Here is a 24,043-nt window from a genome sequence, read left to right as displayed (position 1 = left end):
AACAGGCTGCGCGCCTCGTTTCCGGTGCTCACGGTGGTCGCGGCCATCCTGGCGCTCTGGTATGTCGCCGCCGCCGGGCTGAACCTGCAATGGGAGCGGGACCAGGCCGCGCGGGCCAAGACCGAGGTCCCCTTCGCCACGATGCTCGCCAACACCATGGCGCAGGACCGCCCGGTGCTGCCCGTCCCCCACCAGGTGGCGGTGGAGATCTGGGAGACGACCTTCGAGAAGAAGATCACCTCCAAGCGCAGTCTCGTCTACCATGGCTGGATCACGCTGTCGGCGACGATGCTGGGCTTCGTGTTCGGCACGGCGCTGGGCATGGCGCTGGCGGTGGGGATCGTCCACAACCGGGCCATGGACCTGTCGGTGATGCCCTGGGTCATCGCCTCGCAGACCGTGCCGATCCTGGCCATCGCGCCGATGATCATCGTGGTGCTGAACGCGGTCGGCCTGTCGGGACTGATCCCCAAGGCGCTGATCTCCACCTATCTCAGCTTCTTCCCCGTCGCCGTGGGGATGGTGAAGGGGTTCCGGTCGCCCGACGCCATTCAGCTGGACCTGATGCGCACCTGGTCGGCGGACCGGGGCCAGGTGTTCTGGAAACTGCGCTGGCCGGCGGCGACGCCCTACCTGTTCGCCTCCCTCAAGGTCGCGGTCGCGGCCAGCCTGCTGGGCGCCATCGTGGGCGAGCTGCCCACCGGCGCCGTGGCGGGGCTGGGCGCGCGGCTGCTGGCCGGCAGCTATTACGGACAGACCGTGCAGATCTGGTCGGCGCTCTTCGCCGCCGCGGCCCTGGCCGCGGTGCTGGTGGCGCTGGTCGGGCTGGCGGGGCGGATCACGCTGGCGCGGCGCGGACAGGCGGGGGGCGTGTGATGCGGGATCTCGCGCTCAACGGGCTGGCGCGCCAGCCGCTGCTGCTGGCCCCGGCCGCCCTGGGGCTGGGGCTGATTTCGCTGATGCTGGCGCGGGACGGCATGCCCGCCTGGGGCTGGGCGCTGGTGCTGGGCGCCTGGGCCTGCGCCTGGGCGCTGGTGGCGGCGCTGGCGGCCCGCGTGGGGCAGTCCGGCGGGGGCGGAGACCGCGCCCTGCGCCTCGCCATCCCGCTGATCTTCGGCGCGACGCTTCTGTTCCTGTGGGAGGCCGTCGCCGTCGGGGCCCGCATCCCGCCGGTGCTGCTGCCGCCGCCCTCCGCCATCGCGGCGCGCTTCGCGGGGTCGCTTCCGATCCTCTACGCGGACTTCTCCCAGACCTTCCTGCGCTCGGTCCTGATCGGCTACGCGCTCGGCTGCTCCGCGGCGGTGGTCTGCGCGCTCGCCATCGACCGCTCCCCCTTCCTGCAGCGCGGGTTGCTGCCGGTGGGCAATTTCGTCGCCGCGCTGCCCATCGTCGGCATCGCCCCGATCATGGTCATGTGGTTCGGCTTCGACTGGCCCTCCAAGGCCGCGGTGGTGGTGGTCATGGTGTTCTTCCCGATGCTGGTGAACACGGTCGAGGGGCTGAAGGCGGCCGAGCGCATGCAGCTCGACCTGATGCGCACCTGGGCGGCGAGCCATCGCCAGACCCTGCTGCGCCTGCGCCTGCCGATGGCCGCGCCCTTCATCTTCAACGGGCTCAAGATCGCCTCCACCCTCGCCCTGATCGGGGCCATCGTGGCGGAGTTCTTCGGCACCCCCACCGTGGGCATGGGCTTCCGGATTTCGACCGAGGTCGGGCGCATGAACGTCGACATGGTCTGGGCCGAGATCGCGCTGGCGGCGCTCGCCGGGTCGGCCTTCTACGGGATCATCGCGCTGATCGAGCAGGCGGTGACCTTCTGGCATCCCTCGCAGCGGGGGGCGCGCGCATGACCCCCTTCGGCGAGGGCGAGCGGGTGACCTGGGCCTGGGGCCGCGGCTCCGGCGCCGGCCGGGTCGAGACCGTCTACACCGAGCGCGTCGAGCGGGTGATCAAGGGAACCCGCGTGGTGCGCAACGCGACGCCGGACAACCCGGCCTATCTGCTGCGGCTGGAGAACGGCGGAGAAGTGCTCAAGGCGCATTCGGAACTGAGCCTCGCCTGAGAAGTCGGCGCCTGCGACGAAGGCGCCGCGGCGGAGCGTGAACGGAGTTTGACCACGCTTCCGCGCCGCGGTAGCGATTTGACAGCCAACAGGCGCCGCAAGCGCGTCGGAAGCAACAGGAGAGACCGATGACCCAAGCTCTGAAACTCGGCGCGGCGCTGGCCGCGGCCCTGGGCCTCGCCGCCCCCGCCGCCCAGGCGGAGGACGTGACCCTGCAGCTCAAATGGGTCACCCAGGCCCAGTTCGCCGGCTATTACGTCGCCGCGGACAAGGGGTTCTACGAGGAAGAGGGCCTCGACGTCGAAATCCTCCCCGGCGGCCCGGACGTGGCCCCGGTGCAGGTGCTCGCCGGCGGCGGCGCCGACGTGATGGTGGACTGGATGCCTTCGGCGCTGGCGGCGCGGGAACGCGGCGTGCCGGTGGTCAACATCGCCCAGCCCTTCACGTCCTCGGGCATGATGCTGACCTGCCTCAAGGAAAGCGGCATCAAGACGCCGGAGGACTTCCCGGGCAAGACCCTCGGCGTCTGGTTCTACGGCAACGAATACCCGTTCCTGTCCTGGATGGGCCATCTCGGCATCCCGACCGAGGGCGGCGCGGACGGCGTGACCGTGCTCAAGCAGGGCTTCAACGTCGATCCGCTGTTGCAGAAGCAGGCGGCCTGCATTTCGACCATGACCTATAACGAATACTGGCAGGTGATCGACGCCGGCATCTCCGAGGACGATCTGATCACCTTCAAATACGAGGATCAGGGCGTCGCCACGCTGGAGGATGGGATCTACGCGCTGGAGGACAAGCTGGCCGATCCCGAATTCGCCGCGACCATGGTGAAGTTCGTGCGGGCCTCGATGAAGGGCTGGAAATACGCCGAGGCCAACCCGGACGAGGCCGCCGAGATCGTGCTGGAGAACGACGCGACCGGCGCCCAGACCGAAAAGCACCAGAAGCGGATGATGGGCGAGATCGCCAAGCTGACCGCGGGCTCGAACGGCGCGCTGGACCCGGCGGCTTACGAGCGCACGGTGGAATCGCTGCTGGCCGGCGGGTCGGACCCGGTGATCACCAAGGCCCCCGAGGGCGCCTGGACCCACGCCATCACCGACGAGGCGCTTTGATCGGGTCGCCCTGACAGGGCGGCTTCGCCCGCGGCGTCTCGGGGAACCGGCGCCGCCGCGGTAGGAAGACAAGAGGGGGGGGGCGCCGCATCGGCGTCCCCCCTTTCACGTTTCGCGCCGGGTTTCGTGCCGGGGCGGCCGCAAGCGCCGGTGGAGGCCGGTGTATCGGGCTATCGGACGGGCGCCGGGGCAGGGTCCGAGGCACCGTCCGCCAGAGCCGCGTCATCCGGGGCGGGCCCGCCCTCCGACAGCGGGTCGCCCTGGGGCCGGCCGGGGCGCCGGAGCGTGGCGCCTGGCTTCGATGGCCAAGGGCCGCTTGCATCCACCCCTTCATCGGTCGACGCCCGACGCTGCGGGAGGCGATGCGGACCACGCCCGCGGCCGGCGCGGCCCCGACGCGCGCTCAGCCCTGCCGCATCCGCCCCGGCGCGAAGGCGCGTCCGGAGAGGCCCGGCGCCGCGTCCTCAACCCCGGTGAGGGCGCGCATGAAGGCCTCCGCATCCCAGTGTCGGATCCAGCGCTCCGCCGCCTCTCGGGGCATCGGGCGGCCGATGAGAAAGCCCTGCGCCAGCTCGCAGCCCAGGGCGCGCGCGGCGGCGGCTTCCTCCGTCGTCTCCACCCCCTCGGCCAGGGTCTGGATGCCGAGGCTGGAGGCGAGCCCGACGATGCCGCCGACGATCTTTCGGCTCTCCTCCCGCCGATCGAGGGCGGTGACGAAGGCGCGGTCGATCTTGATCCGGTGCACCCGCATCTTGAGGAGATTGTTGATCGAGGCGTGGCCGGTCCCGAAATCGTCCAGCTCCACGGAGAACCCGGCCGCCGCCAGCGCCGCCACGGTGCGGATCGCGGGGTCGTGGTCGTCCTCGACCAGCACGCTCTCCAGCACCTCAAGCGCCACGTTGCGCGGGCTCAGCCCGGCGGCGTCCACGTCCCAGGCCAGCTTGTCGGCGAGCGCGGGGTCGCGCAGCTCCCGCGCCGAGACGTTGACCGCCACATGGTGCACTCCCAGCCCGAGATTGCGCCATTCCGCCAGAGCGGCCAGCGAGGCGCGCATGGCGACATCGCCCATCCGCTCGATCTGGCCCGTCTCCTCCGCGATGCGCACGAATTCCGACGGGCCCAGCACGCCGCGCTCGGGGTGGCGCCAGCGAACCAGGCTTTCGAAGCCCAGCAGGGCGCCCGTGCCCAGATGCACCTGCGGCTGGAAATAGGGAACGATCTCCCCGCGTGAGAAGGCGCCGGCGAGCTCCACCGCGGTCAGGGCGCGGGCCTCCTGCGCCGCGCGGATGGCGGGGGCGTAGAGCGCGCAGCGCCGGTCGCCCGCCCGCACCGCCTCGTCCAGCGCCAGCGCGGCGTCGGACAGCAGCGCGTCCGGGTCGCGGTCGCGCTGAAGCGACACCGCCACGCCGGCGCGGACCGGCAGGCTCAGCACTTCGCCATCCTCGACGATGGTCCGGTTCATGCCGTCTATGAGCCGGCGGGCCACGGCCTCCGCCTGGTTGGGCGCCGCGACATGATCGAGGGCCACGACGAATTCGCCGAGCCCGACGCGGGCCAGCGTCTCCCCCGGGCGCAGCAGGGCGGCGAGCCGGCGGGCGGCGGCGCGCAGGGCGGGGTCCGTGCGGTCCGCCCCCAGCGCGCCGCGGGTCAGCCGGGCGTGGTCGAGCGCGAGGTGCAGCAGCGCGGGCCGGCAGTCCGGCGCGGCCATGGCCTTGGCCAGACGCTCCCGCACGCCGCGGCTGTTGAGCAGGCCGGTGGCGGCGTCATGGGTGGCCTCGGCCCGCTCCCGCGCCAGCAGCGATTCGAGCGTGTCGGCCCGGCTGTTCATCCGCCGGGCGAGCGGCGCGAGCCCGAAGCGCACAAGCCCGAAAAACAGCGCCGCCCCGCCGCCGAGGCCGGCCAGCGCGAGGTTGCGGAGCCGCGACTCGGCGCGGGAGGCTTCCAGCCTCTCCCGGTTCAGCCGGCCGCGATGGGCGAAGGCGAGGGCGTGGGCGGCGGCTTCCAGATCCTGCGCCAGGGCTTCCTGGTCGGCGGTGGCGAGGGCCCCGGCCGGGGAGGAGGACGCGCCGGGCGACGCGTCCCGGAACGCATCGAACCGCTCGCTTCCGGCGTCCCAGTCATCCGCCCCGGCGCTCTCCGCGATGGCCGCGGCGGCGCGCATCAGCGACTGGAACGCCCGGGCCGCCTCATCCTCGCCGTTGAGGGCGTCGCCCTGGCGAGGCGTCTCATCCTCCAGCCGTGGCTGGGCGAAGCGGCCGGAGCGGAAGCCGCGCAGCAGGGCGGAGAAGCGGTCCAGCGCCTCCGCGCGATCCGCATCGGGGTCGAGCAGACGCCGGGCCTGCCGTGCCAGCGCCGCGGCCTGCGTTTCCTCCGCCTGCATCGCCTGCACCGAGAGGTCGGCGCTGCGCATCGCCTCCGCCTGCCGCAGCATCAGCGCCCCGCACCCGGCCGCGTAGATCGCGAACAGGCCGAGGATCGCGGCCAGTGTCAGTTTTGCGCTCATGTCCCCGGGCATATCGGACCTTGTCAGACGGCGGTCGGCCGTCGGATGGGTCTAGTGCCGGAGCAGTGAAGAAAGCGTGAGGACGCGGACAGAGCCCGCGCCCGCGCCCGCGTCCGCATCCCGCTCGGTCGCGGGCGGGGTTCAGCGGAAGGCTTCGGGCCGCGCCTCGCGCGCCATGCGGTCGAGCACGGCGTTGACGAAGCCGGTCTCCTTGCCCTCGGGAAAGAAGGCGCGGGCCACGTCGACGAATTCCACGATGGTCACCTTGGGGGGCGTGTCCTTGCGGGTCCGCAGCTCGGCCCCCGCGGCGCGGAACAGGGCGCGCAGGGTGGGGTCGATGCGGTTGATCGGCCAGGCCTCGACCAGCGCGCGGTGGGTGGCCTGGTCGATCTCCGCCTGCCGGTCCACGGCGCCCTCCAGCAGGGCGCGGAACAGCTCGGGGTCGGCCTCGCGATACTCGTCGCCCTCGACGGTCTGGCCGAAACGATGGGTCTCGAATTCCTTGGCGATCTCGCGCCAGTCCTCGCCGGACGCCTCCATCTGGAACAGGGCCTGGACGGCGGCGAGGCGGGCGGCGGACCGCTGGAGGCGGCGCTCTTCCCTTGCGGGGGAGACAGGGGGACGAGGCATGGCGGCGGCTCCGGAGCGGTCAAACAGCGAGGGGCGCCGGCCCCCGGCGAAACATGCGCGCGGAGGCCGATTCCCTGTAGGCGGGCGCCGGACTTATCAGGCCGCGAAGCGGCGGGCCAGCGCGATCAGGTGCAACGCCGCTTCCGCCGCGCCGCCGCCCTTGTTCATGCGGGCCGGATCGGCGCGGACCTCGGCCTGCGCCAGGTCCTCGGTGGTCAGCACGCCGTTGCCGATGGCGATGCCCTCCAGCCCCAGCAGGGTCAGGCCGCGGCCGCTTTCGTTGCACACCAGCTCGAAGTGGTAGGTCTCGCCGCGGATCACGCAGCCGAGCGCCACGAAGCCCTCGTAGCCGCCGCGGGCATGGGCGAGCCGGATGGCCGCCGGGATCTCCAGCGCGCCGGGGACCTCGATCAGCTCATGCGTGGCGCCGGCGGCCTCCAGCGCCGCGCGGGCGCCGGCGATCATGCCGTCGGCGACCTTGCGGTAGAAGGGCGCCGCCACCAGCAGCACATGCGGGGCGCGGCCCTCGAAGCTGGGGGCGGGCAGGGTTCCGTCCTGGTCGGTGCTGGCCATGGCGGGGGCTCCTCGCGTCAGTCGTGGGCAATGGCGCGCGTGCCGGCGATGGAGAGCCCGTAGCCCTCCAGCCCCACCACCTTCGGCGCCTTGGAATTGGTGAGCAGGGTCATCTCATGGACCCCCAGCGCGGCGAGGATCTGGGCCCCGATCCCGTATTGGCGCAGGGTCTGCGGCGACACGCCCGGCGCCTCGCCCCCCAGCGCCGCGGTCAGCATCCCCGGCGACAGGTCGCGCAGGATCACCACCACGCCGCGGCCTTCCTCGGCGATGGCGTTCATGGCCGCCGCGAGATGGCCGGAGCGTTCCGGATTGGCGCCCAGCACGTCGTCGAGCGGGTTGAGCACATGCATCCGCGCCAGCACCGGGCCGGGGGCGTTCAGGTCGCCCTTGCTCAGCGCCAGATGCTCGCCCCCGCCGGGCGCGTCGGCGAAGACGCGCAGCAGCCACTCGCCGCCATGGGCGGAATGGATCGCCCGGGCCGCGGTCTCGCGCACCAGGTTGTCGTGGCGGCGGCGATAGGCGATCAGGTCCGAGATGGTGCCGATCTTGAGCCCGTGCTTCTGGGCGAAGCCGATCAGGTCGGGGAGGCGGGCCATGGTCCCGTCCTCCTTCATGATCTCGCAGATCACGCCGGCCGGGTTCAGCCCCGCAAGCCGCGAGATGTCCACCGCGGCCTCCGTGTGCCCGGCGCGCACCAGCACGCCGCCGTCCTTGGCGCGCAGCGGGAACACATGCCCCGGCGTCGCGATGTCGGAGGGGCCGGAGCGCGGGTCGATGGCCACCGACACGGTCCGCGCCCGGTCATGGGCGGAGATGCCGGTGGTCACGCCCTCGCGCGCCTCGATCGAGGTGGTGAAGGCGGTCTCGTGCCGGGACTGGTTGTTGGAGGCCATCAGCGGCAGGCCGAGCTGGTCGATCCGCTCGCCCTGCATGGCCAGGCAGATCAGCCCGCGGCCGTGGATCGCCATGAAGTTCACGGCGTCGGGCGTGGCCATCTGGGCGGGGATCACCAGATCGCCCTCGTTCTCCCGGTCCTCGTGGTCGACGAGGATGAACATGCGCCCGTTGCGGGCGTCCTCGATGATGTCCTCGACCGAGGAGATGGCGTCGGTGAAGTCGGTGTCGGCCATGAGTCCCTCGTCCCCTCCCGAAATATCGTTGCGTCCGGACTTATGGCGCCCGGGCCCCGAGTTCCAGAGGCAGGGCGCAGGCGGAAGGCCCGGGAACGGTCTGTTCACGGCGCGGGAGCGGCCGGGAGCGGCGCGCGTCCCGGACGCCGCGCCGCCGCCGCCGCGGGGCGTTCCGCGGTTGATCGGCGCGTAAGCCTCCCATAGCATTTCGGCGCCGCCCGTCCCCGCGCGGCGCATAACGAACAAGACGATCCCAGGGAGGATGACCATGAAACCCCTTGCCGCCGCGGCCTTTTCGGCCGTGATCGCGCTGGCGTCGCCGTTCGCGACCCCGGTTTTCGCCGAGCCCCTGCCGCAGGGCGATCCGGCCGCGCTCGGCTTCGACCCCGAGCGGCTGGCCACCATCGACAGCCGCCTGACCGCCGCGATCGAGGCCGGCGACATGCCCGGCGCCTCGATCCTGATCGCGCGTCATGGCGAGATCGTGCACGCCTCCACCCTCGGCAAGGTGGCGCCGGACGGCCCGCCGATGGCGCGCGACACGATCTTCCGCATCTATTCCATGACCAAGCCGATCACCTCGGTGGCGATCATGATGCTGGCGGAGCAGGGGCGCCTGTCCATGTCCGATCCGGTGGCCAGGCACCTGCCGGCGCTGGCCAAGCTGCAGGTCGCCACCGGCCGCGACGCGGACGGCGCGCTGATCACCGAGCCGGCCAAACGCAGGATCACGATCCAGGACCTGATGCGCCATTCCGCCGGGCTGACCTACGGCTTCTTCGGCGCGGGTCCGGCGCGGGAGGAATATCTCAAGGTCCGCGCCGGCGATTCCGCGCTGACCAACATGGAGATGATCGACCAGCTCGCCGGCCTGCCGCTGGAGCATCAGCCGGGCGAGGTCTGGGAATATTCCCGCGCCACCGACGTGCTGGGCGCCGTGGTCGAGGCGGTGTCGGGCAAGTCCCTCGGCGTCGCGCTGGACGAGATGATCTTCACGCCGCTGGGCATGGAGGACACCGCGTTCTGGGTGGAGGACCCCGCCCAGCATGACCGCATCGCCGAGCCCTATCCCCAATACGGCAAGGTCGGGCCCTACGACTTCTCCGATCCGCGGGTGGAGACGGCTTTCGAATCCGGCGGCGGCGGGCTGGTCAGCACGCTCGACGACTATTCGCGCTTCGCCCAGATGCTGCTGAACGGCGGCGAGCTGGACGGCGCGCGGCTGCTGTCGCCGCAGACCGTGGCCTTCATGACCTCGGATCACCTCGGCGACCGCATCAAGCCGGGCAAGTATTACCTGCCCGGACCGGGCTACGGCTTCGGGCTGGGCGTCGCGGTGCGGCTGGCGGACGGCGTCGCGCCGACCATGGGCCGGGCCGGCGAATACCGCTGGGGCGGCGCCGCGGGCACGGCCTGGTGGAACGATCCGGTCAACGACCTGCAGGTCGTGTTCATGATCCAGTCGCGGCCCAAAGGGTCCGAGATGCGGCCCTGGCTCAAGAGCATGGTCTACGCCGCGATGACCGAAGAGGGCGCCGCGGACTGAGCCGTATCCGGACCGGAAACCGACGAGGGGCGGCCCCGTGGCCGCCCCTTTCGCATGTCGGGAGGGCGGCGCGGAAGGTCAGAGCGCCAGCGCCGCCGCCACGAGCTGGGACTGGCGATGGCAGTGGAGCTTGCCCATCGCCTCGCGGATCTGCACGCGCACCGTGGCCCGCGCGGCCCCGCGCGCCGAGGCCGCTTCGGCCGGGGAGGCGCCGGCCGCCAGCAGCAGGACCACGTCGGCCTCCGCCCCGGTAAGCCCGCGGGCGATCAGCCCCTGCCGGCGTCGCGCCGCGACCGCGGCGGCGGAGGGCGAGACGAAGATCAGCGTCGCCCCCCGCTCGGCCTTCCAGAGCGGATCGGCGACCACCACCCGCCGCGCCTCCATCCGCAGCGTCGCCGTCTCCAGCAAGGGCAGGTCCAGCGGCGCCGCTCCGGAGGCGCCGAGCCGCGCGCCGGCGGCGGCGAAGGCCTCCAGCCGGGCCTGCGCGCGGCGGTCGCGCAGTTCCGCCCGCCCGTGGATCACCCGCCAGGGGACGTCGGTTTCCGGACCGGCGGGGCTTTCGAATTCACGATCGGCGACCAGCACGCGCAAGGCCCCGTCGACCAGCGCCGCCGGACTCGGCCCCGCCCCCGCCCCCTGGTGCGCCGCATGCAGCGCCTCGCCGTCGGCGGTCCGCATCGCCCGGTCGCGCAGCCGCATGAACATCTCGATATCGGGCGCCGCGGCCGCGATGACGCGCAGCGACGCGTCCTCGAAGGCGCCGTGTCCGAATTCGGTGTAGAGCGCCAGCGCCCCGACCTTCCCACAGCTGGTGGGGGTCGTCACCGAGGCGGCGTCGTCGAAAAGCCGCTTGGCCCGAAGGAAGTCGTTGTAGAATTCGCCGCGCTTCACGCTGTCCAGCGACACCAGCCGGCTCGCGGTGTTGAACCGTTCGCCGGAGGCCAGCACCGGCCCCGCCCAGGGATCGAGCGCGTGGTAGCGCGCATAGTACAGGTCCCAGGCCCTGTCGGGCATGTTCGCGGCGAAGTGTTCGTCATGCGCGCCGCCGTCGCGGTCGAGCTCGAAGAACACCGCCTTGCGGACCTCGGGCAGCGCGGAGAGGGCGTGCAGGAACGCGTCCGGCGCCGCGTCGCCCAGCGTGATGGCGAGCGCCAGCCGGGCGAGCGCGCCCGGTTCCGCATAGTTCGGCTGCGCCATGGCCGGCTCCCGCAACACGATATTCCCGCGGAACATACCTCATGCGAGGTATGCGCGTCATCCTGTTCAGCTTCATGATGGGAACATGTCCGGGGGCGGCGTGATCCCGCTCCGGTTCGGCGCGGGATGCGGCCGGCCCGGAGAGGGACCTCGGGGGGCGTTCTTCGCGCCCTGGCCTCCGCGACGATCCGATTGCCGCACAAGCCCTTTTCCAGAAGCGCAACGGCCCGGTCTCCTGTCGGAGCCCGGGCCGTTTTTTCGTCGATGGCGTTTCCCTGCGGGCCGGCGGCGCGCCTCAGCCCGCCTCGGCCAGCCGCGCCACGTAGCGGGCGAGCGTGTCGATCTCCAGGTTCACCCGGTCGCCCGGCCTGCGGTCGCCCCAGGTGGTCACCTGCTTGGTATGCGGGATCAGGTTGACGCCGAACACGTCGCCCTCGACCTCGTTGACGGTCAGCGAGGTGCCGTTGAGCGTGACCGAGCCCTTGGGGGCGATGAACTTCGCCAGCGGGCCGGGGGCGCGGAACAGGACGCGGGTGCTGTCGCCCTCGTCGGTCTCCGACAGGATCTCGGCCACCCCGTCGGCATGGCCGGTCACGATATGGCCGCCCAGCTCGTCGCCCACTTTCAGGGCGCGCTCCAGGTTGATGCGCGATCCGGGCGCCCAGGACGCGAGGTTGGACTTGGACACCGTCTCGGCCGAGACGTCCACGTCGAACCAGCCGCGCCCGTCGGTCTCGCCGGCGCCGACCACCGTCAGGCAGACGCCGTCGCAGGCGATGGAGGCGCCCAGGTCGGCGCGCGCGGTGGCGGGCGTGCAGAGGATGCGGGCGCGCAGGTCGCCCGTCCGCTCCAGCGTGGCGATCTCGCCGATATCCGTGACGATCCCGGTGAACATGCGCGTCTCCTTCGAGCTTGCGGCGCGGCCGCCGCGCTTCGGACTTATTGAAGCCGGCGGGCATCGGCAAGTGCGGCGGGCGAGCGGGGGGGGAGAGCGGGAGGCGGGGCGGGTCCGTGCCACGCTCGCCCCCGAAGTCCCGTCCCCCGCGTCAGTCCATCGTCACCGCGACCTTGCCGATGACCGAGCGGTCCTCCAGCGCCTTCAGCGCCGCCGCCCCCTCGGCCAGCGGGAAGGTGCGCGAGACCCGCGGGCGGAAGGTCCCGTCCGCCACCCAGGCGGACATGCGCTTCCACGCCGCCAGCCTCCGGTCCGGATGCCGGCGCCCATACTGCCCGGCGCGCACGCCGATCAGCTCGATCTCCTTGATCAGCACGATGTTGGAGCCGAACTGCGCGATCTCCCCGCCCGCGAAGCCGATGATGGCGAGCCGGCCCTCGGGGCGCAGCATCCGCACGCCCTCGGTGAACATGCGCCCGCCCACGGGATCGTAGACCACGTCCGCGCCCACGCCCCCGGTCAGCGCCTTCACCTTGTCGCGCAGGTCCGGGTCGGCGGGGTCGAGCGCGTGATGCGCGCCCTCCTCCAGCGTCACGGCGCGCTTGGTCTCGGAGGAGGCGATGGCGATCACCTGCGCGCCCATGGCCCGGCCCAGCTGCACGGCGGCCAGGCCCACGCCCCCCGCGGCGCCGGTCACCACCAGCGTCTCGCCCGGTTGCAGGCGGCCGCGGTCCACGACCCCGTTCCAGGCGGTGGAATGGCCGACATAGAGGCAGGCGGCGTCCACGTCCGACATGCCCTCGGGCACCGGCAGCAGCAGGTCGGCGGCGACGGTGGTGAGCTCGGCGAAGCCCGCGCCGGCGGCGCCGGTCATCGCCACGGCGCGGTCGCCGGGCGCCCAGCCGGTCACGCCCTCGCCCATGTCGACCACCGTGCCGGCGGCCTCCAGGCCGGGGATGAAGGGCGGCTCGGCCTTGTGCTGGTAGAGGCCGCGGGTCATCAGCAGGTCGGGGAAATTGACGCCCGAGGCGCCGAGGCGAAGCCGCACCTCGCCCGGCCCCGGGGGCGGGCTCTGCAATGTGTTGAGCGCCAGCGCGTCGGGGCCGTCGAGGGTCATGCACTGCATGGCGCGCAGGCTGAGGGTTCCGCCGCTCATGCGCGGGGGCTCTCGGCGCGGGGGCGGCGGGCGGTGGCATGGGGCATGGGGGTCCTCCGGGACTGGCTCTTGGATCGGCCTTGCGGCGGAGCCGTGGTCCGCCGCCGCGCAGGCGCGAAGGCTGCCACGCCGCGCGGCGCCCCGTCTTGCGTCCGTTCCGCGTCTTGCGTCCGTTCCGCGCCCTGGGGTCGTCCCGCGTCCCGTTCGGCGGCCCGTTCGGCGTCAGCCGCCTGCGCCCCGCCCCCGGCGCCGCCCGTGCCCCCGGCTCCGCGCGCCGCGGACGGAACGGGGCGGCCTGGCGCCCGCTTTGCGCGGCGCCTTCGCGCCCGCCCGCGCTCAGCCTTTCTTCTTGATCGGCCGCATCAGGCCTTCCTGGGCGACGCTGGCCACCAGGCGCCCCTGCCGGTCGTAGATGCGGCCGCGGTTGAAGCTGCGCGCCCCGCCCGCGAAGGGGCTGTCCATGGTGTAGAGATGCCACTCGTCGGCCTTGACCGGCCCGTGGAACCACATGGCGTGGTCGAGGCTCGCGGACATGATGTCCCCCGACAGCCAGCTCACCGCATGGGGCCGGCTGCCCGAGCTCAGCAGGTTCATGTCCGACGCGTAGGCCATGATGCATTGCTGCATCCAGGGCTCCGCCTCGATCGGGCGCGACACCCGGATCCAGGCGTGGTTGACGTCGCCCGAGGCCACCGGCGCCAGCGGGTTGACCGGGTCGACCTCGCGGATCTCGATGGGGAAATTCTTGACCATCTCCGCCAGCCGCGCGTTGCCCGAGGCCTCGGCCAGCGCGCCGCGGAACTCGGACCGGCTGGGCAGGCCCTCGGGACCGGGCACGTCGGGGATGTCGTGCTGGTGATGATAGCCCTCCTCCTCCACCTGGAAGGAGGCGGCGAGGTTCAGGATCTGCTTGCCGTGCTGCACCGCGATCACCCGCCGCGTGGTGAAGCTGCCGCCGTCGCGGGCGCGGTCGACTTCGTAGATCACCGGGATCGACGGGTCGCCGGGGCGGATGAAATAGGCGTGCAGCGAATGGCAGGTCCGCCCCTCCACCGTGCGGCAGGCCGCGGCCAGCGCCTGGGCGATCACCTGGCCGCCGAAGATGCGGATCACCGTGTCGCCGCCGCCGCCGTCGCCCCGGAACAGGTTCAGCTCAAGCTGCTCGATATCGAGCAGGCGCAAGAGCTTGGTCACCGGCTCTTCGACAGGACGGGAGGCGGAGCCGGGGGCGGTCTCGGGGCTGGAGGCGGGATCGCTCAAGGGGCAGGTCCTTCTCTTGCTGCGGCGCGGCGTCATCATGGCGCGGCGCCGCAGCAAGCCATACGCGCGCGTATGACCCGGGGCAAGTTTTCACTGCCGCGGGGGGGGGCGGCGGGGCCGGGGGGGGGGGGGGGGGGGGGGGGGGGGCGTCGACGCCCTTCCGGCCGGCTCAGAGCCCCCAGAGCCGCGGTTCGGCGAATTCCACCGAGTTTCCGGCCGGGTCCCGGCAGTAGATCGACAGGGCGCCGTTGGGCCAGGCGACGCGGGATTCGATCTCCACCCCGCATTGCTCGAGCCGCGCGGCCCAGCCTTCGACGCCCGGACCTTCGGCGGAGAAGCACACATGCCCGTGCCCATGCGCGCCATGGGGCGGGACGGGCAGGGCGCCTTCGGGCGGCGGGATCGGGGTGGCGCGGGGGTCGAACAGGAACACCATGCCGCCCGAGGCGCGGAAAAAGCGGTGGCGCCCGGGTTCGGAGAGGATCAGCTCCAGCCCCACCACATCGCGATAGAAGGCCTCGGCGGCGTCGAGATCCTCGGCGTAGAGGCAGGTTTCCAGCACGCTCGGCGGCATGGGCGGCTCCCTTCTCGGTCCGGCTGCGCGGGGCGCCGGCTCAGTGGTTCGCGTGGCGGTCCTCGTCGTGATCGTCTTCGGCGGGGTTTTCGCGGAGGTTTTCGCGGGGGGCGGCGAGCGCGGCCATGGCCCGCAACCCGCCCGAGCCCATCAGGTCCGGCACGTCCCCCGTCCCCGCCCCCGTTCCCGCCCCCGATGCGGCTTCGGCATTGGCGCCGTGGGGAGGCGGGCCGCCCGCCATCAGGCCGGCGAAATCGAAGAGGTTCGGGTCGGCCAGATGCGACGGGCGCACATTGGTCAGCGCCTTGAACATCACCTGGCGGCGGCCGGGGCTGTTCTTCTCCCACCCGTCCAGCATCGCCTTGACCTGCATGCGCTGCAGCCCTTCCTGGCTGCCGCAGAGGTCGCAGGGGATGATCGGATAGCCCATCAGCCGCGAGTATTTCGCGCAATCGGCCTCCGACACATAGGCCAGCGGGCGCAGCAGGGTCAGGTCTCCGTCCTCGTTCACCAGCTTGGGCGGCATCGTCGCCAGCCGCCCGCCGTGGAAGAGGTTCATGAAGAACGTCTCCAGGATGTCGTCCCGGTGATGGCCCAGCACCACCGCCTGGCAGCCCTCCTCACGCGCGATGCGGTAGAGGTTGCCCCGCCGCAGCCGCGAGCAGAGCGCGCAATAGGTCCGCCCCTCCGGCACCTTGGAGGTGACGATGGAATAGGTGTCGCGATACTCGATCCGGTGGGGCACCTGCATGCGCTCGAGGAATTCGGGCAGCACGGTGGAGGGAAAGCCCGGCTGGCCCTGGTCGAGATTGCAGGCCAGCAGGTCGACGGGCAGGAGGCCGCGCCAGCGCAGCTCCACCAGGGCGGCGAGCAGCGCGTAGCTGTCCTTGCCGCCCGAGAGGCAGACCAGCCAGCGCTCGCCGGGGCGGGCCATGCCATAGGCCTCGATCGCGGCGCGGGTCTCGCGCACCAGGCGCTTGCGCAGCTTGCGGAACTCGGTGGAGTTCGGGGCGCCGGCGAGCAGGCGCGGCAGGTCGTCTTCGGCGTCGAGCATGGGGGCAGAGCTAGGCCAGCGGCGGGGCGCGCGCAACCGGAATCGATGGGGCCCGGGGGGAGGGAGCGGCGCGTCGGCCGGCCCGTAGGCGGCGCCGGGGCGCCCGCGCCGCGCCGAGACGGCGGGCGGGCGGCGCCGGGGCGCGGTTGCAGGGCTCCGGCCGGGGGGGCCGGGCGCGGGCGCGTTTGTCGAACGGCGCTGCCGGCGCGTCCGTCGCGCAGGCGGGGCGCTGGCAAGGCCCAGGGCGGAGAGGCGCGGCGCATCTCCTGGCGTCGCGCCTGCCGTCTTCGCAGGCCCTTTCGCGCGGCGGGCGCCCATGGCGGCAGGGGGCCCGGCCGGCGCGGCGCCCTTCCGGGGGTGGGGCAGGGCGCGCGGGACTCGGAATATTTTGGCGCCGCGCGACGGGATGGCGGTTGCGGCGGTTCTCGCCCCTCGCCCCTCGCCCCTCGCCCTACACCCCTCGCCCTTGCGGCTTGACGCGGCGGGCCCGGTTGCGGAGGTTTCCGCAAGGAGACTAGGGTTTCGGCCCCAGCCGATCCGCTCGTCCCGTTCGCAAAGGCCGGAGCCATGCCGCACGCCTCCCCCCTCCCCTCCTCCCGTCCGGCCCGTCCCGGGCATCGCCGCGCCCTCGCCCCTTCCGGCGCCCGTCCGGCCGTTGGTCCGCGCTTTCGCGGCGGGGTCTTCGTCGCGGGCGCCCTGGCCCTGCTCGGGGCCTGCGGGGCCGAGGGGCAGGACGGAGGCCCGCCGCCGCTGCGCCCCGAGACCGTGCTGGGCTGCGGTCAGGAGATCGCCGGCGCGACCCCGCGCAGCCTCGCCGACCGGGGCGTCGCGCTGGTCTTCGTCGAGGCGACGGCCGGGCGCGGGGCCGAGGCCTCGCCCCGCCCGGTCACGCTGGAGCTTGAAGAGATCGACACCGGCGAGCGCGTGCGGCTGGGCTGTTCCCGGACCGGCGCGGGGCGCACGGTGGCCTACGGGCTGGCCCCGAGCGGGCGCTGGCGGCTGTCGGCGGTGGCGCCGCTGGCGGGCGAGCCGGGCGTCGCGGTCTCGCTGCGGACGGCCGAGGCGGGGGCGGAGGACGAGCTGCGGCTCGGCGCCGGCGAGGCGATGCATCTGGGGCGCGCGGCCTGGACATTCCCGGCGGGCTCGGGCCCGGCGATGCTGAGGGCGGACATGCCCGATCGCGCGGCGCGCGGAGACGCGCAGCGCATCGCGCCAGGCATGGCGCCGGCGCTGTTGCTGCGGGAACTGCTGAGCAGCGGCTGACCGGAAAGCCGGGCCGCGCGGCGCCCGGCGCGCCCGGCCCATGCGCCGCGACCATGGCGCGGGGGCGCCGGGCCTCAGCGCTTCGGCGGCACCGGGTCGTGACCCTCGCCGCCCCAGGGATGGCAGCGCAGCACCCGGCGCAGCGCCAGCGCGCCGCCGCGCAGGGCGCCGTGGGTTTCCAGCGCCTCCAGCGCATAGGCGGAGCAGGTCGGCGCGAACCGGCAGTTGCGGCCGAGCCAGGGCGAGACCAGCAGCCGATAGGCATGGACCGGCAGCGCGAAGACCCGGGCCAGCGGGCTCATGCGCCGCCTCGGCCCGCGGGCTTGCCTGCGGGATGTCCGGCCGGCTTCGCCCCGCCTTTTCCGTCTTTCCCGCCTTTGCCGCCCTTGCCCCCACCCTTTCCACGTCGGCCGGAGGGGGGGCGGGGACGTTCGGGCCGGCCCTCGTCCTCGCGGGCGTGGAGGCGGGCGATGCCGCCGGCCAGATCCTCGACCAGCTCGGCGAAGGGACGCGCGGCGGTCACGGCGGCGCGGCCGACCAGCACATAGTCCCATCCGGCGCGGGCGGCGGCGGGCATGGCCGCCGCCGCGGCGGCGCGCAGCCGGCGCTTGGCGCGGTTGCGGGCGACGGCGTTGCCGACTTTCTTGGAGCAGGTGTAGCCGATGCGGACCGGGGTCTCGGCCGGCTCGTCGCCGGGGCGGAGGCGGGCCTGGAGCATCAGGCCCGGCGTCGCGCAGTTGCGCCCGCGGTTGGCGGCGGCGAGGAATTCCTTGCGCCGGCGCAGGGTGGAGAAGGCGGCGCGGGGCAGGGGAGCGACCGAGGGGGCCACCGAGGGCTCCGCGCCCGTCGCCCCGCCATTCGCCCCGCCCGCCGCCCCGCCCGCCGCCCCGCCCGCCGCCTTGTCCGGGGCGACGTCCTGAGCCGCCTGCGCCGGGGGCGCGGGGGCGGAGGGATCGGACGGGGGGAGCGCGGTCATCGGCGCGGGCCTCCGGGGCCGGTCGGAACGGTCCGCCCAAGCCTCCGGCGGAGGGGCGGGCGGAGGGCTGGCATGGCCGTGGACGTCATGCCACGCGGGGCGTCAGGCCTGGCGGCGCCGGGCCTGAACGCTCGCCCGGGCCTGGACGTTCACACGGGCCTGAACGCTCGCGGGGCGCCGCGCGTCGCCGCCCCTGTCAGGCGGGGGCGAGGCGCGCGAACATCGCGCGGACGCGACGCCGGAATCGCGGCAGGCCCGGCGCAAGGCCGGGCCTGTCCACATGTCTCGCCGCATCGTCGCCATCGGCCCCGACGCCCGCAGGCGCCGTCCCGGCCGCATTCGCACGCGCGCCGGCGCCCGCCTCTGGCAGGCGCGCGGCGCGGCGCGGAATCAGGCGCTCAGCTTGTGGCGGCCCTTGGCGCGACGACGCGCAATGATCTTGGCGCCGTTCTTCGTCGCCATGCGGGCGCGGAAGCCGTGGCGGCGCTTGCGGACGAGCCGGCTCGGCTGGTACGTGCGCTTCATCGCTCTTTCTCCTTTTGCGGGGCCTCTGGACGACCCCAGCCGCTGCGATATCGATCCGGAGCGGCGGCCCGAATGCCGCCCGTCTCCCAGACCGCGCGCACGGCGTCTGTAAACCGGAGCGCGTCGGATAAAGCCCGCCCCGCCGGCTGTCAATGCCCGGGGGCCGGAACCGGGGCTCGCGGAGGGCGGAACCCGGCCGATGGGCGCTTCCGGCGGGCTCTGCGGGCTGAAACATTCCCGTCGCAGCCCATCAACGCGCCGTGAGACCCCTATCCGCGCCGCGGAGCGAGGCGGCATATCCACCCCAGAGCCGCAGCGCGCGGTCCTGACCGAGACCGATTCCGGGCCGATTCCCGGCCCGCCCCACCGTCCTGCCCGCACGTCCCGCCCCCCCGCGCCCCGTTCCGTAAGCCCGAGGAGCCCCAAATGCCCAGCGCCCCGACCCGCGCCCCCCTCGCCGAAGCGCCCGGCGCTCCCCGGCCCGAGCCGGCGCCGGAGAGCCCGCCGTCCGCCTCGGCCCCCGCCGCCCGCGCCGCCCCCGCCTGGCGGCGCTGGGCGGCTCCGGCCGGCCTGCTGCTCGCGGCCGTGGCGGCGTGGTGGGGCCTGGGCGACCGGCTGTCCTTCCAGGCGCTGGCCGACAACCGCGAGGCGCTGATCGCCTGGCGCGACGCGGCCCCCCTGCGCGCCGGCCTCGTCTATATCGCGATCTACGCCGCCGCCGTCGCGGTGTCGCTGCCCGGCGCCCTGATCCTGACCCTGACCGGAGGCTTCCTGTTCGGGCTCTTCACCGGCGCCGCGCTGACCGCGGTCGCGGCCACGCTGGGGGCGACGGCGATCTTCCTCGCCGCCCGCTCCGCTTTCGGGGCGCGGCTGGAGGCGAAGCTGAAGGGGCGCGGCGGCTTCATGGCGCGCCTGCGGCGGGGGGCGGAGACCAACCAGATCTCGGTCCTGCTGATCATGCGGCTGGTGCCGGCGGTGCCGTTCTTCCTCGCCAATCTCGCCCCCGCCTTCCTGGGCGTGCGGCTGCGGACCTACATGTGGACGACCTTCGTGGGCATTCTGCCGGGCACGGCGGTCTACACCTGGGTGGGCGCCGGGCTGGGCGAGGTCTTCGACCGGGGCGAGGCGCCGGAACTCGGCATCATCTTCACCTGGCCGATCCTCGGTCCGCTGGCGGGGCTGAGCCTGCTGGCCGCCCTGCCGATGATCCTGCGCGCCCTGCGCCCGCAGACCGCCGCGGCGCTGGAAGACGCGCCCCAACCCGCGCCCCAACCCGAAACGGAGACCAAGGCATGAGCGAACGGATCCTGACCCCCGACCTGTGCGTGATCGGCGCGGGCTCGGGCGGGTTGTCGGTGGCCTCGGGCGCGGTGCAGATGGGCGCGTCGGTGGTGCTGATCGAGGCCGGCGAGATGGGGGGCGACTGCCTCAACACCGGCTGCGTGCCCTCCAAGGCGCTGCTGGCGGCGGGCAAGGCGGCGCATCACGCCGCCGCGGGCGCGCGCTTCGGGGTGACGGCGGGGCCGGTCGCGGTCGACTTCGCCGCGGCCAAGGACCATGTGGCGGCCGCCATCGCCGCCATCGCGCCGCATGACTCGGTGGAGCGGTTCGAGGGGCTCGGCGTCACCGTCCTCAAGGCCTTCGCGCGGTTCGAGGGGCCCGACGAGGTTTCCGCCGACGGAACCCGCATCCGCGCCCGGCGCTTCGTGATCGCCACCGGGGCCAAGCCCGCGATCCCGCCGATCCCTGGGCTGGCGGAGACGCCGCACCTGACCTCCGAGACGATTTTCGGGCTGCGCGAGGCGCCGTCCCGGCTTCTGATCCTCGGCGGCGGGGCGATCGGGCTGGAGATGGCGCAGGCGCATCGCCGGCTGGGCTGCGAGGTGACGGTGATCGAGGCCGACCGGGCGCTGGGGCGCGAGGACCCGGAGCTCGCCGCCATCGCGCTGGACGCGCTGCGCGCCGAGGGGATCGAGATCGTGGAGGGCGCCCGCGCGGCCTCGGTCGGCGCCGGTCCCGCGCCTTCGGGCGGCGTGCGGCTGGCGGTGGAGGACGGGCGGTCCTGGACCGGCTCGCATCTGCTGGTGGCCACGGGGCGGGCGCCGGATGTCTCGGGCCTGAACCTCGAAGCGGCGGGGATCGCGGCCGACCGGGCCGGGGTGAAGGTGGACGCGGGCCTGCGCACGACCAACCGCCGGGTCTACGCCATCGGCGACGCCGCGGCGGGGCTGCCGGCCTTCACCCATTCGGCGGGCTGGCAGGCGGGGCTGGTGATCCGCTCGGCCCTGTTCCGGCTGCCGGTCACGGCGGAGACCCGCGCCATGCCGATGGCGGTCTACACCGACCCCGAGCTCGCCCGCGTCGGCCCGACCGAGGCCGAGGCCCGCGCGACCCATGGCGACCGGCTGGAAGTGATCCGCGTGCCCTTCGCCGGCTCCGACCGGGCGGTGGCGGAGGGGGCGACGGCGGGGCTTCTGAAGCTGCTGGTGGTGAAGGGGCGGCCCGTCGGGGCGGGCATCGTGGGCGCCCAGGCGGGAGAGCTGATCGGGCTTTGGACGCTCGCCATCGGGGCGAAGATGAAGCTGGGCGCCGTGGCCGGGATGATCGCGCCCTATCCGACGCTGGGGGAGCTGTCCAAACGCGCCGCCGGCCAACATTTCTCACCCCGGCTGTTCGAGAGCCCGATGGTCAGGCGCGTGGTGCGGCTGCTGGCCCGACTGGGATAGGATGGGATAGGAGAGGCGGCCTTTCGGCCGGGCGCGCCGCCGAAAGTCGCGCCCGGCCGTCGCGTTCCGCCGCGGCGCGCGGGCGCGGGGGGCGCCGGCGGCGACGTCTCGGGCGGGACGGGGCGCGCTTCGGGCCATGAGGGCGGCGCGGGTCAGTCCCCGATCTCCACCGCGAAATTGCGGTTGTTGGCGTAGACCGGGCCGAAGCGGGCGCGCAGGCGCTCCTGCGTCAGCGGCTCGGTCTCGCCCGAGACCCGCATGGGCGCCTCGCCGAAACCGGCCAGGAGCGCGCGCGTCGCCTCGAAGGACTTGCGCCGGGCGAAGAGCTTCCAGTCCCGCCGATACTTCTTCCAGAGCTGGCGGGGATGCAGCGACAGGTGCAGCGCGGCGCCGGTTTCGGGCCGAAGGCTCCCCAGCCGCGCGCGCAGCGCGGCCAGTTCGGCGCCCAGCGCGTATTCGTGCCCCTCGATATCCACCTTCATCAGCGCCGGACCCGGCCCGGCCCGGTCCGCGACCTCCGCCGGCGTCACGGTGGAGACATGCACCGGCTCCCCCCGATGCACCCCCAGCGCCGAGGTCATCGAGGCCCCCAGCCCCTTGCGCCCGCCATAGAGCGTCAGCCCGTCGCCATCGGCATGAAGGGCGGCCGGAATCACCTCCGCCCGCAGGCCGTTGAGCGCGAAGTTCTCCTCGAGCGAGGCGCGGGCCACCGGATCGGGCTCCAGCGCCACCACCCGCGCGCCCAGCCGGGCGGCGAGCAGGCCGACCGGCCCGATCCAGGCGCCGATATCGACGAAGACGGTGCCCGGGCGGGCGCGGGCGGCGACCCAGGCCAGGGTCTCGTCCTCCCACCCGCCGGCGGCGCCGGGGGCGAGGGCCTCCCAGAACTCACGCTCGGCCTCCGAACGCGCGGCCACCCGCAGGGTCTTCCCGGCCAGTGTCGCTTGCATCACGGTGCTGGGCATCGCTCGACCCCTCCCAATGGCGCGGCCGAAAGGCGCGCGCAGGACGGCCAGCGTTTCGCGCGTCGCTCCTGCGCGACGCGTCGGGGCGCACGGCCACTGGCGCGCGTCCTACCGCAGGACTAGGATCGCGGCAATCGCGCGCGACGCGGGACGCGACCGGCCGGGTGACTGAAGGGCTGACGCCCGAACCCCTCGCCGCCGGCCGCCGCCCCGCCGGAGGCGCGTCCGTCGAACCGGCCGCGGGGACCCCGCCTCATGCTGTTCCGAAGCCTCTCGGGCCGCCTGCTCGCGCTGACCGTGGTCTTCGTGATGATCACCGAAGTGCTGATCTTCGTGCCCTCGGTCGCCCGCTTCCGCGAAGCCTGGCTGACCGAGCGCCTGGAGCGCGCCCAGATCGCCTCGCTGGCCCTGCTCGCCACGCCCGACGACATGGTGACGCCGGAGCTGGAGACGGAGCTGCTCAAGACCTCCGAGGTGCTCAACATCGTGCTGCGGCGGGACGAGGCGCGGGAGCTGATCCTGGCGCTGCCGGCCCCGGCGCTGACGGTGAACGCCACCTTCGACCTGCGCGACGCCGGCGCGCTGGGCCTGATCCGCGACGCCTTCGCGACGTTTCTCGCCCCCCGCGGCCGGGTGATCCGGGTGATCGGGATGCCGGTGCATGGCGGCGGCGTGGCGATCGAGGCGACGATGCGCGAAAGCCAGCTGCGCCGGGCCATGGCCGATTACGCGCTGCGGGTGCTGCTGCTGTCGCTGGTGATCTCGGCGGTGACGGGCGTGCTGATCGCGCTCGCCCTGCGCCGCTTCCTGGTGCGCCCGATGACCCGGGTCATCGACAACATGCGCGCCTTCGCCGAGGACCCCGAGGACGGCTCCCGCGTCATCCGCCCCGCCTCCTCGATCACCGAGATCGCCGAGGCCGAGGCCACGCTCGCCCGGCTGGAGACCGAGCTGCGCGCCGCCCTGCGTCAGCGCGCCCGGCTGGCGGCGATGGGGGCCGCGCTGGCCAAGGTCAGCCACGACCTGCGCAACATGCTGGCCACGGCGCAGCTGCTGGCCGACCGGCTGGAGGGCTCGGCGGATGCGGGCGTGGCGCGGGTCGGGCCCAAGATCATACGGGCGCTGGACCGGGCGGCGACGCTCTGCGCCTCGACGCTGGACTACGGCAAGGCCGAGGAGCCGGCGCCGGTGATCCGCATGACCGCCCTGCGCGCGCTGGTCGAGGAAGTGGGGGAGAGCGTGTTCCCCGACCGGCTCGAACCCGGCGCCGCGGGGCCGGGGGAGGTGCGCTTCGTCAACGCCGCGCCGGAGGGGCTGGCGGCCCCGGCCGACCCGGATCAGCTGCACCGGATCCTCGTGAACCTCGCCCGCAACGCCCGCCAGGCGATGGAGACCGCGGGGCGGGGCGGCGAGGTGCGCATCGCCGCCCGGCTGGAGGGCGAGCGGGTGGTGATCGACGTCACCGACCAGGGGCCCGGCCTGCCGGAGAAGGCCCGCGCCCATCTGTTCACCCCGTTCAAGGGCGGGCAGACCCGGGGCGGGGCGGGACTGGGCCTCGCCATCGCGGCGGAGCTGGCGCGCAGCCATGGCGGTTCGGTCGAACTGGCGGGCTCCACCACCGAGGGCGCGTGGTTCCGCCTGTCGCTGCCCGCCGTCGGCGCGGTCTTCAACCCTCCGTCCGCGGGCGATGGCGCGCCCGCGCCGACGGCCGGGCAGGAGCGCGAGCCTTCCCCCGCCGCGCCGGACCGGGACGCGGGGTCGGAGGCGGGCCCGGGCGCCGGCGGCGTGATCCGCGCCTTCGTCCGCCGCCCCGGCGCCGCGTCGGGCGCCGGCAAGCGGGACGAGACGTGACCCCCTCCGCATCGGCCCGTCCGCAGTATCGCCCCC

The 24,043-nt window shown here is 73.8% G+C and carries 22 protein-coding genes and 1 pseudogene; 9 read left to right on the top strand and 14 right to left on the bottom strand.

Going from position 1 to position 24,043, the window contains the following annotated elements:
* Window positions 1-6: 6 nt before the first annotated feature.
* The 4 genes from BLV24_RS12395 to BLV24_RS12380 all read left to right on the top strand — a co-directional run bounded on the left by BLV24_RS12395 (window position 7) and on the right by BLV24_RS12380 (window position 3,180).
* Window positions 7-876, top strand: a complete 870-nt coding sequence (locus BLV24_RS12395; RefSeq protein WP_218133417.1) for an ABC transporter permease — start codon at window positions 7-9, stop codon at window positions 874-876.
* 101 nt (window positions 877-977) lie between these two features.
* Window positions 978-1,850, top strand: a complete 873-nt coding sequence (locus BLV24_RS12390; protein ID WP_218133416.1) for an ABC transporter permease — start codon at window positions 978-980, stop codon at window positions 1,848-1,850.
* Window positions 1,847-2,062, top strand: a complete 216-nt coding sequence (locus BLV24_RS12385; protein ID WP_092682201.1) for a hypervirulence associated TUDOR domain-containing protein — start codon at window positions 1,847-1,849, stop codon at window positions 2,060-2,062. The genes BLV24_RS12390 and BLV24_RS12385 overlap by 4 nt, the downstream gene beginning before the upstream one ends.
* Window positions 2,063-2,190: 128 nt before the next feature.
* The gene (locus BLV24_RS12380) at window positions 2,191-3,180 is read left to right on the top strand and encodes an ABC transporter substrate-binding protein (protein WP_092682199.1); all 990 of its coding nucleotides are present in this window, start codon (window positions 2,191-2,193) and stop codon (window positions 3,178-3,180) included.
* 403 nt (window positions 3,181-3,583) lie between these two features.
* On the opposite strand, the gene BLV24_RS12375 is transcribed toward BLV24_RS12380, so the two are convergent.
* The 4 genes from BLV24_RS12375 to ribB form a co-directional block, all read right to left on the bottom strand.
* Entirely contained in the window at window positions 3,584-5,683 is a 2,100-nt protein-coding gene (locus BLV24_RS12375; RefSeq protein ID WP_176954728.1) for a putative bifunctional diguanylate cyclase/phosphodiesterase, read from the bottom strand.
* Window positions 5,684-5,824: 141 nt separating this feature from the next.
* A complete protein-coding gene (gene nusB / locus BLV24_RS12370; protein ID WP_092682195.1) occupies window positions 5,825-6,313 on the bottom strand; it encodes a transcription antitermination factor NusB in 489 nt (162 codons plus the stop codon).
* A gap of 96 nt (window positions 6,314-6,409) precedes the next feature.
* Window positions 6,410-6,886 (bottom strand): 6,7-dimethyl-8-ribityllumazine synthase, encoded by a 477-nt coding sequence (locus tag BLV24_RS12365; protein ID WP_092682193.1) that lies wholly within the window; start codon window positions 6,884-6,886, stop codon window positions 6,410-6,412.
* A 17-nt stretch (window positions 6,887-6,903) separates the two neighbouring features.
* Window positions 6,904-8,019, bottom strand: a complete 1,116-nt coding sequence (gene ribB / locus BLV24_RS12360) for a 3,4-dihydroxy-2-butanone-4-phosphate synthase (protein ID WP_092682191.1) — start codon at window positions 8,017-8,019, stop codon at window positions 6,904-6,906.
* A gap of 268 nt (window positions 8,020-8,287) precedes the next feature.
* On the opposite strand from ribB, the gene BLV24_RS12355 reads away from it, so the two are divergent.
* Window positions 8,288-9,565, top strand: coding sequence for a serine hydrolase domain-containing protein (locus tag BLV24_RS12355; RefSeq protein WP_092682189.1), 1,278 nt, complete (start codon window positions 8,288-8,290; stop codon window positions 9,563-9,565).
* 78 nt (window positions 9,566-9,643) lie between these two features.
* On the opposite strand, the gene BLV24_RS12350 is transcribed toward BLV24_RS12355, so the two are convergent.
* From BLV24_RS12350 to ttcA, 6 genes and pseudogenes are all read right to left on the bottom strand, one after another.
* Window positions 9,644-10,762: a LuxR C-terminal-related transcriptional regulator gene (locus tag BLV24_RS12350; protein WP_176954727.1), complete on the bottom strand. Its 1,119-nt coding sequence runs from the start codon at window positions 10,760-10,762 to the stop codon at window positions 9,644-9,646.
* 295 nt (window positions 10,763-11,057) lie between these two features.
* Complete coding sequence (locus BLV24_RS12345; RefSeq protein ID WP_092682185.1) at window positions 11,058-11,657, bottom strand: riboflavin synthase; 600 nt, start codon at window positions 11,655-11,657, stop codon at window positions 11,058-11,060.
* A 151-nt stretch (window positions 11,658-11,808) separates the two neighbouring features.
* Window positions 11,809-12,813 carry an NADPH:quinone oxidoreductase family protein gene (locus BLV24_RS12340; protein ID WP_092682183.1) on the bottom strand — a complete coding sequence of 335 codons (1,005 nt, stop codon included), beginning with the start codon at window positions 12,811-12,813 and terminating at the stop codon, window positions 11,809-11,811.
* A 336-nt stretch (window positions 12,814-13,149) separates the two neighbouring features.
* On the bottom strand, window positions 13,150-14,007 hold the full coding sequence (locus BLV24_RS12335; protein WP_245710568.1) for an acyl-CoA thioesterase: 858 nt from the start codon (window positions 14,005-14,007) through the stop codon (window positions 13,150-13,152).
* Window positions 14,008-14,242: 235 nt separating this feature from the next.
* Window positions 14,243-14,647, bottom strand: a complete 405-nt coding sequence (locus BLV24_RS12330; protein ID WP_092682181.1) for a VOC family protein — start codon at window positions 14,645-14,647, stop codon at window positions 14,243-14,245.
* A gap of 241 nt (window positions 14,648-14,888) precedes the next feature.
* Window positions 14,889-15,701 (bottom strand): annotated as a pseudogene (ttcA, locus tag BLV24_RS12325) (tRNA 2-thiocytidine(32) synthetase TtcA); the annotation flags it as partial.
* A 567-nt stretch (window positions 15,702-16,268) separates the two neighbouring features.
* Between ttcA and BLV24_RS12320 the strand changes: the two are divergent.
* Entirely contained in the window at window positions 16,269-16,964 is a 696-nt protein-coding gene (locus BLV24_RS12320) for a hypothetical protein (protein WP_092682177.1), read from the top strand.
* 74 nt (window positions 16,965-17,038) lie between these two features.
* On the opposite strand, the gene yidD is transcribed toward BLV24_RS12320, so the two are convergent.
* The 3 genes from yidD to rpmH all read right to left on the bottom strand — a co-directional run bounded on the left by yidD (window position 17,039) and on the right by rpmH (window position 18,465).
* Window positions 17,039-17,266: a membrane protein insertion efficiency factor YidD gene (gene yidD, locus BLV24_RS12315; RefSeq protein WP_092682175.1), complete on the bottom strand. Its 228-nt coding sequence runs from the start codon at window positions 17,264-17,266 to the stop codon at window positions 17,039-17,041.
* Complete coding sequence (gene rnpA, locus BLV24_RS12310) at window positions 17,263-17,940, bottom strand: ribonuclease P protein component (protein ID WP_092682173.1); 678 nt, start codon at window positions 17,938-17,940, stop codon at window positions 17,263-17,265. Before rnpA ends, yidD begins: the two co-directional genes overlap by 4 nt.
* 390 nt (window positions 17,941-18,330) lie before the next feature.
* Window positions 18,331-18,465: a 50S ribosomal protein L34 gene (gene rpmH, locus BLV24_RS12305; protein ID WP_092682171.1), complete on the bottom strand. Its 135-nt coding sequence runs from the start codon at window positions 18,463-18,465 to the stop codon at window positions 18,331-18,333.
* Window positions 18,466-18,891: 426 nt separating this feature from the next.
* Between rpmH and BLV24_RS12300 the strand changes: the two genes are divergently transcribed.
* A complete protein-coding gene (locus BLV24_RS12300; protein ID WP_092682169.1) occupies window positions 18,892-19,761 on the top strand; it encodes a TVP38/TMEM64 family protein in 870 nt (289 codons plus the stop codon).
* Window positions 19,758-21,191, top strand: coding sequence for a dihydrolipoyl dehydrogenase family protein (locus tag BLV24_RS12295; protein WP_092682167.1), 1,434 nt, complete (start codon window positions 19,758-19,760; stop codon window positions 21,189-21,191). Before BLV24_RS12300 ends, BLV24_RS12295 begins: the two co-directional genes overlap by 4 nt.
* A gap of 152 nt (window positions 21,192-21,343) precedes the next feature.
* On the opposite strand, the gene BLV24_RS12290 is transcribed toward BLV24_RS12295, so the two are convergent.
* Window positions 21,344-22,156: an FkbM family methyltransferase gene (locus tag BLV24_RS12290; RefSeq protein ID WP_092682165.1), complete on the bottom strand. Its 813-nt coding sequence runs from the start codon at window positions 22,154-22,156 to the stop codon at window positions 21,344-21,346.
* A gap of 255 nt (window positions 22,157-22,411) precedes the next feature.
* On the opposite strand from BLV24_RS12290, the gene BLV24_RS12285 reads away from it, so the two are divergent.
* Window positions 22,412-24,007: a sensor histidine kinase gene (locus BLV24_RS12285; protein ID WP_245710546.1), complete on the top strand. Its 1,596-nt coding sequence runs from the start codon at window positions 22,412-22,414 to the stop codon at window positions 24,005-24,007.
* The last annotated feature ends 36 nt before the right edge of the window (window positions 24,008-24,043 follow it).

This window comes from Albimonas donghaensis (assembly GCF_900106695.1).
Classification (GTDB): domain Bacteria; phylum Pseudomonadota; class Alphaproteobacteria; order Rhodobacterales; family Rhodobacteraceae; genus Albimonas; species Albimonas donghaensis.
The sequence above is the reverse complement of the archived record's forward strand: the minus strand, read 5'-3'. Positions and strand labels throughout refer to the sequence as shown.

What these genes read in the sequence shown, in the direction of transcription:
- BLV24_RS12390 (WP_218133416.1), top strand. Translation starts at nt 978, where the DNA reads ATGCCCGCCTGGGGCTGGGCGCTGGTGCTGGGCGCCTGGGCCTGCGCC.
- BLV24_RS12385 (WP_092682201.1), top strand. Translation starts at nt 1,847, where the DNA reads ATGACCCCCTTCGGCGAGGGCGAGCGGGTGACCTGGGCCTGGGGCCGC.
- BLV24_RS12380 (WP_092682199.1), top strand. Translation starts at nt 2,191, where the DNA reads ATGACCCAAGCTCTGAAACTCGGCGCGGCGCTGGCCGCGGCCCTGGGC.
- BLV24_RS12375 (WP_176954728.1), bottom strand. Translation starts at nt 5,683, where the DNA reads ATGAGCGCAAAACTGACACTGGCCGCGATCCTCGGCCTGTTCGCGATC.
- nusB (WP_092682195.1), bottom strand. Translation starts at nt 6,313, where the DNA reads ATGCCTCGTCCCCCTGTCTCCCCCGCAAGGGAAGAGCGCCGCCTCCAG.
- BLV24_RS12365 (WP_092682193.1), bottom strand. Translation starts at nt 6,886, where the DNA reads ATGGCCAGCACCGACCAGGACGGAACCCTGCCCGCCCCCAGCTTCGAG.
- ribB (WP_092682191.1), bottom strand. Translation starts at nt 8,019, where the DNA reads ATGGCCGACACCGACTTCACCGACGCCATCTCCTCGGTCGAGGACATC.
- BLV24_RS12355 (WP_092682189.1), top strand. Translation starts at nt 8,288, where the DNA reads ATGAAACCCCTTGCCGCCGCGGCCTTTTCGGCCGTGATCGCGCTGGCG.
- BLV24_RS12350 (WP_176954727.1), bottom strand. Translation starts at nt 10,762, where the DNA reads ATGGCGCAGCCGAACTATGCGGAACCGGGCGCGCTCGCCCGGCTGGCG.
- BLV24_RS12345 (WP_092682185.1), bottom strand. Translation starts at nt 11,657, where the DNA reads ATGTTCACCGGGATCGTCACGGATATCGGCGAGATCGCCACGCTGGAG.
- BLV24_RS12340 (WP_092682183.1), bottom strand. Translation starts at nt 12,813, where the DNA reads ATGAGCGGCGGAACCCTCAGCCTGCGCGCCATGCAGTGCATGACCCTC.
- BLV24_RS12330 (WP_092682181.1), bottom strand. Translation starts at nt 14,647, where the DNA reads ATGCCGCCGAGCGTGCTGGAAACCTGCCTCTACGCCGAGGATCTCGAC.
- BLV24_RS12320 (WP_092682177.1), top strand. Translation starts at nt 16,269, where the DNA reads ATGCCGCACGCCTCCCCCCTCCCCTCCTCCCGTCCGGCCCGTCCCGGG.
- yidD (WP_092682175.1), bottom strand. Translation starts at nt 17,266, where the DNA reads ATGAGCCCGCTGGCCCGGGTCTTCGCGCTGCCGGTCCATGCCTATCGG.
- rnpA (WP_092682173.1), bottom strand. Translation starts at nt 17,940, where the DNA reads ATGACCGCGCTCCCCCCGTCCGATCCCTCCGCCCCCGCGCCCCCGGCG.
- rpmH (WP_092682171.1), bottom strand. Translation starts at nt 18,465, where the DNA reads ATGAAGCGCACGTACCAGCCGAGCCGGCTCGTCCGCAAGCGCCGCCAC.
- BLV24_RS12300 (WP_092682169.1), top strand. Translation starts at nt 18,892, where the DNA reads ATGCCCAGCGCCCCGACCCGCGCCCCCCTCGCCGAAGCGCCCGGCGCT.
- BLV24_RS12295 (WP_092682167.1), top strand. Translation starts at nt 19,758, where the DNA reads ATGAGCGAACGGATCCTGACCCCCGACCTGTGCGTGATCGGCGCGGGC.
- BLV24_RS12290 (WP_092682165.1), bottom strand. Translation starts at nt 22,156, where the DNA reads ATGCCCAGCACCGTGATGCAAGCGACACTGGCCGGGAAGACCCTGCGG.
- BLV24_RS12285 (WP_245710546.1), top strand. Translation starts at nt 22,412, where the DNA reads ATGCTGTTCCGAAGCCTCTCGGGCCGCCTGCTCGCGCTGACCGTGGTC.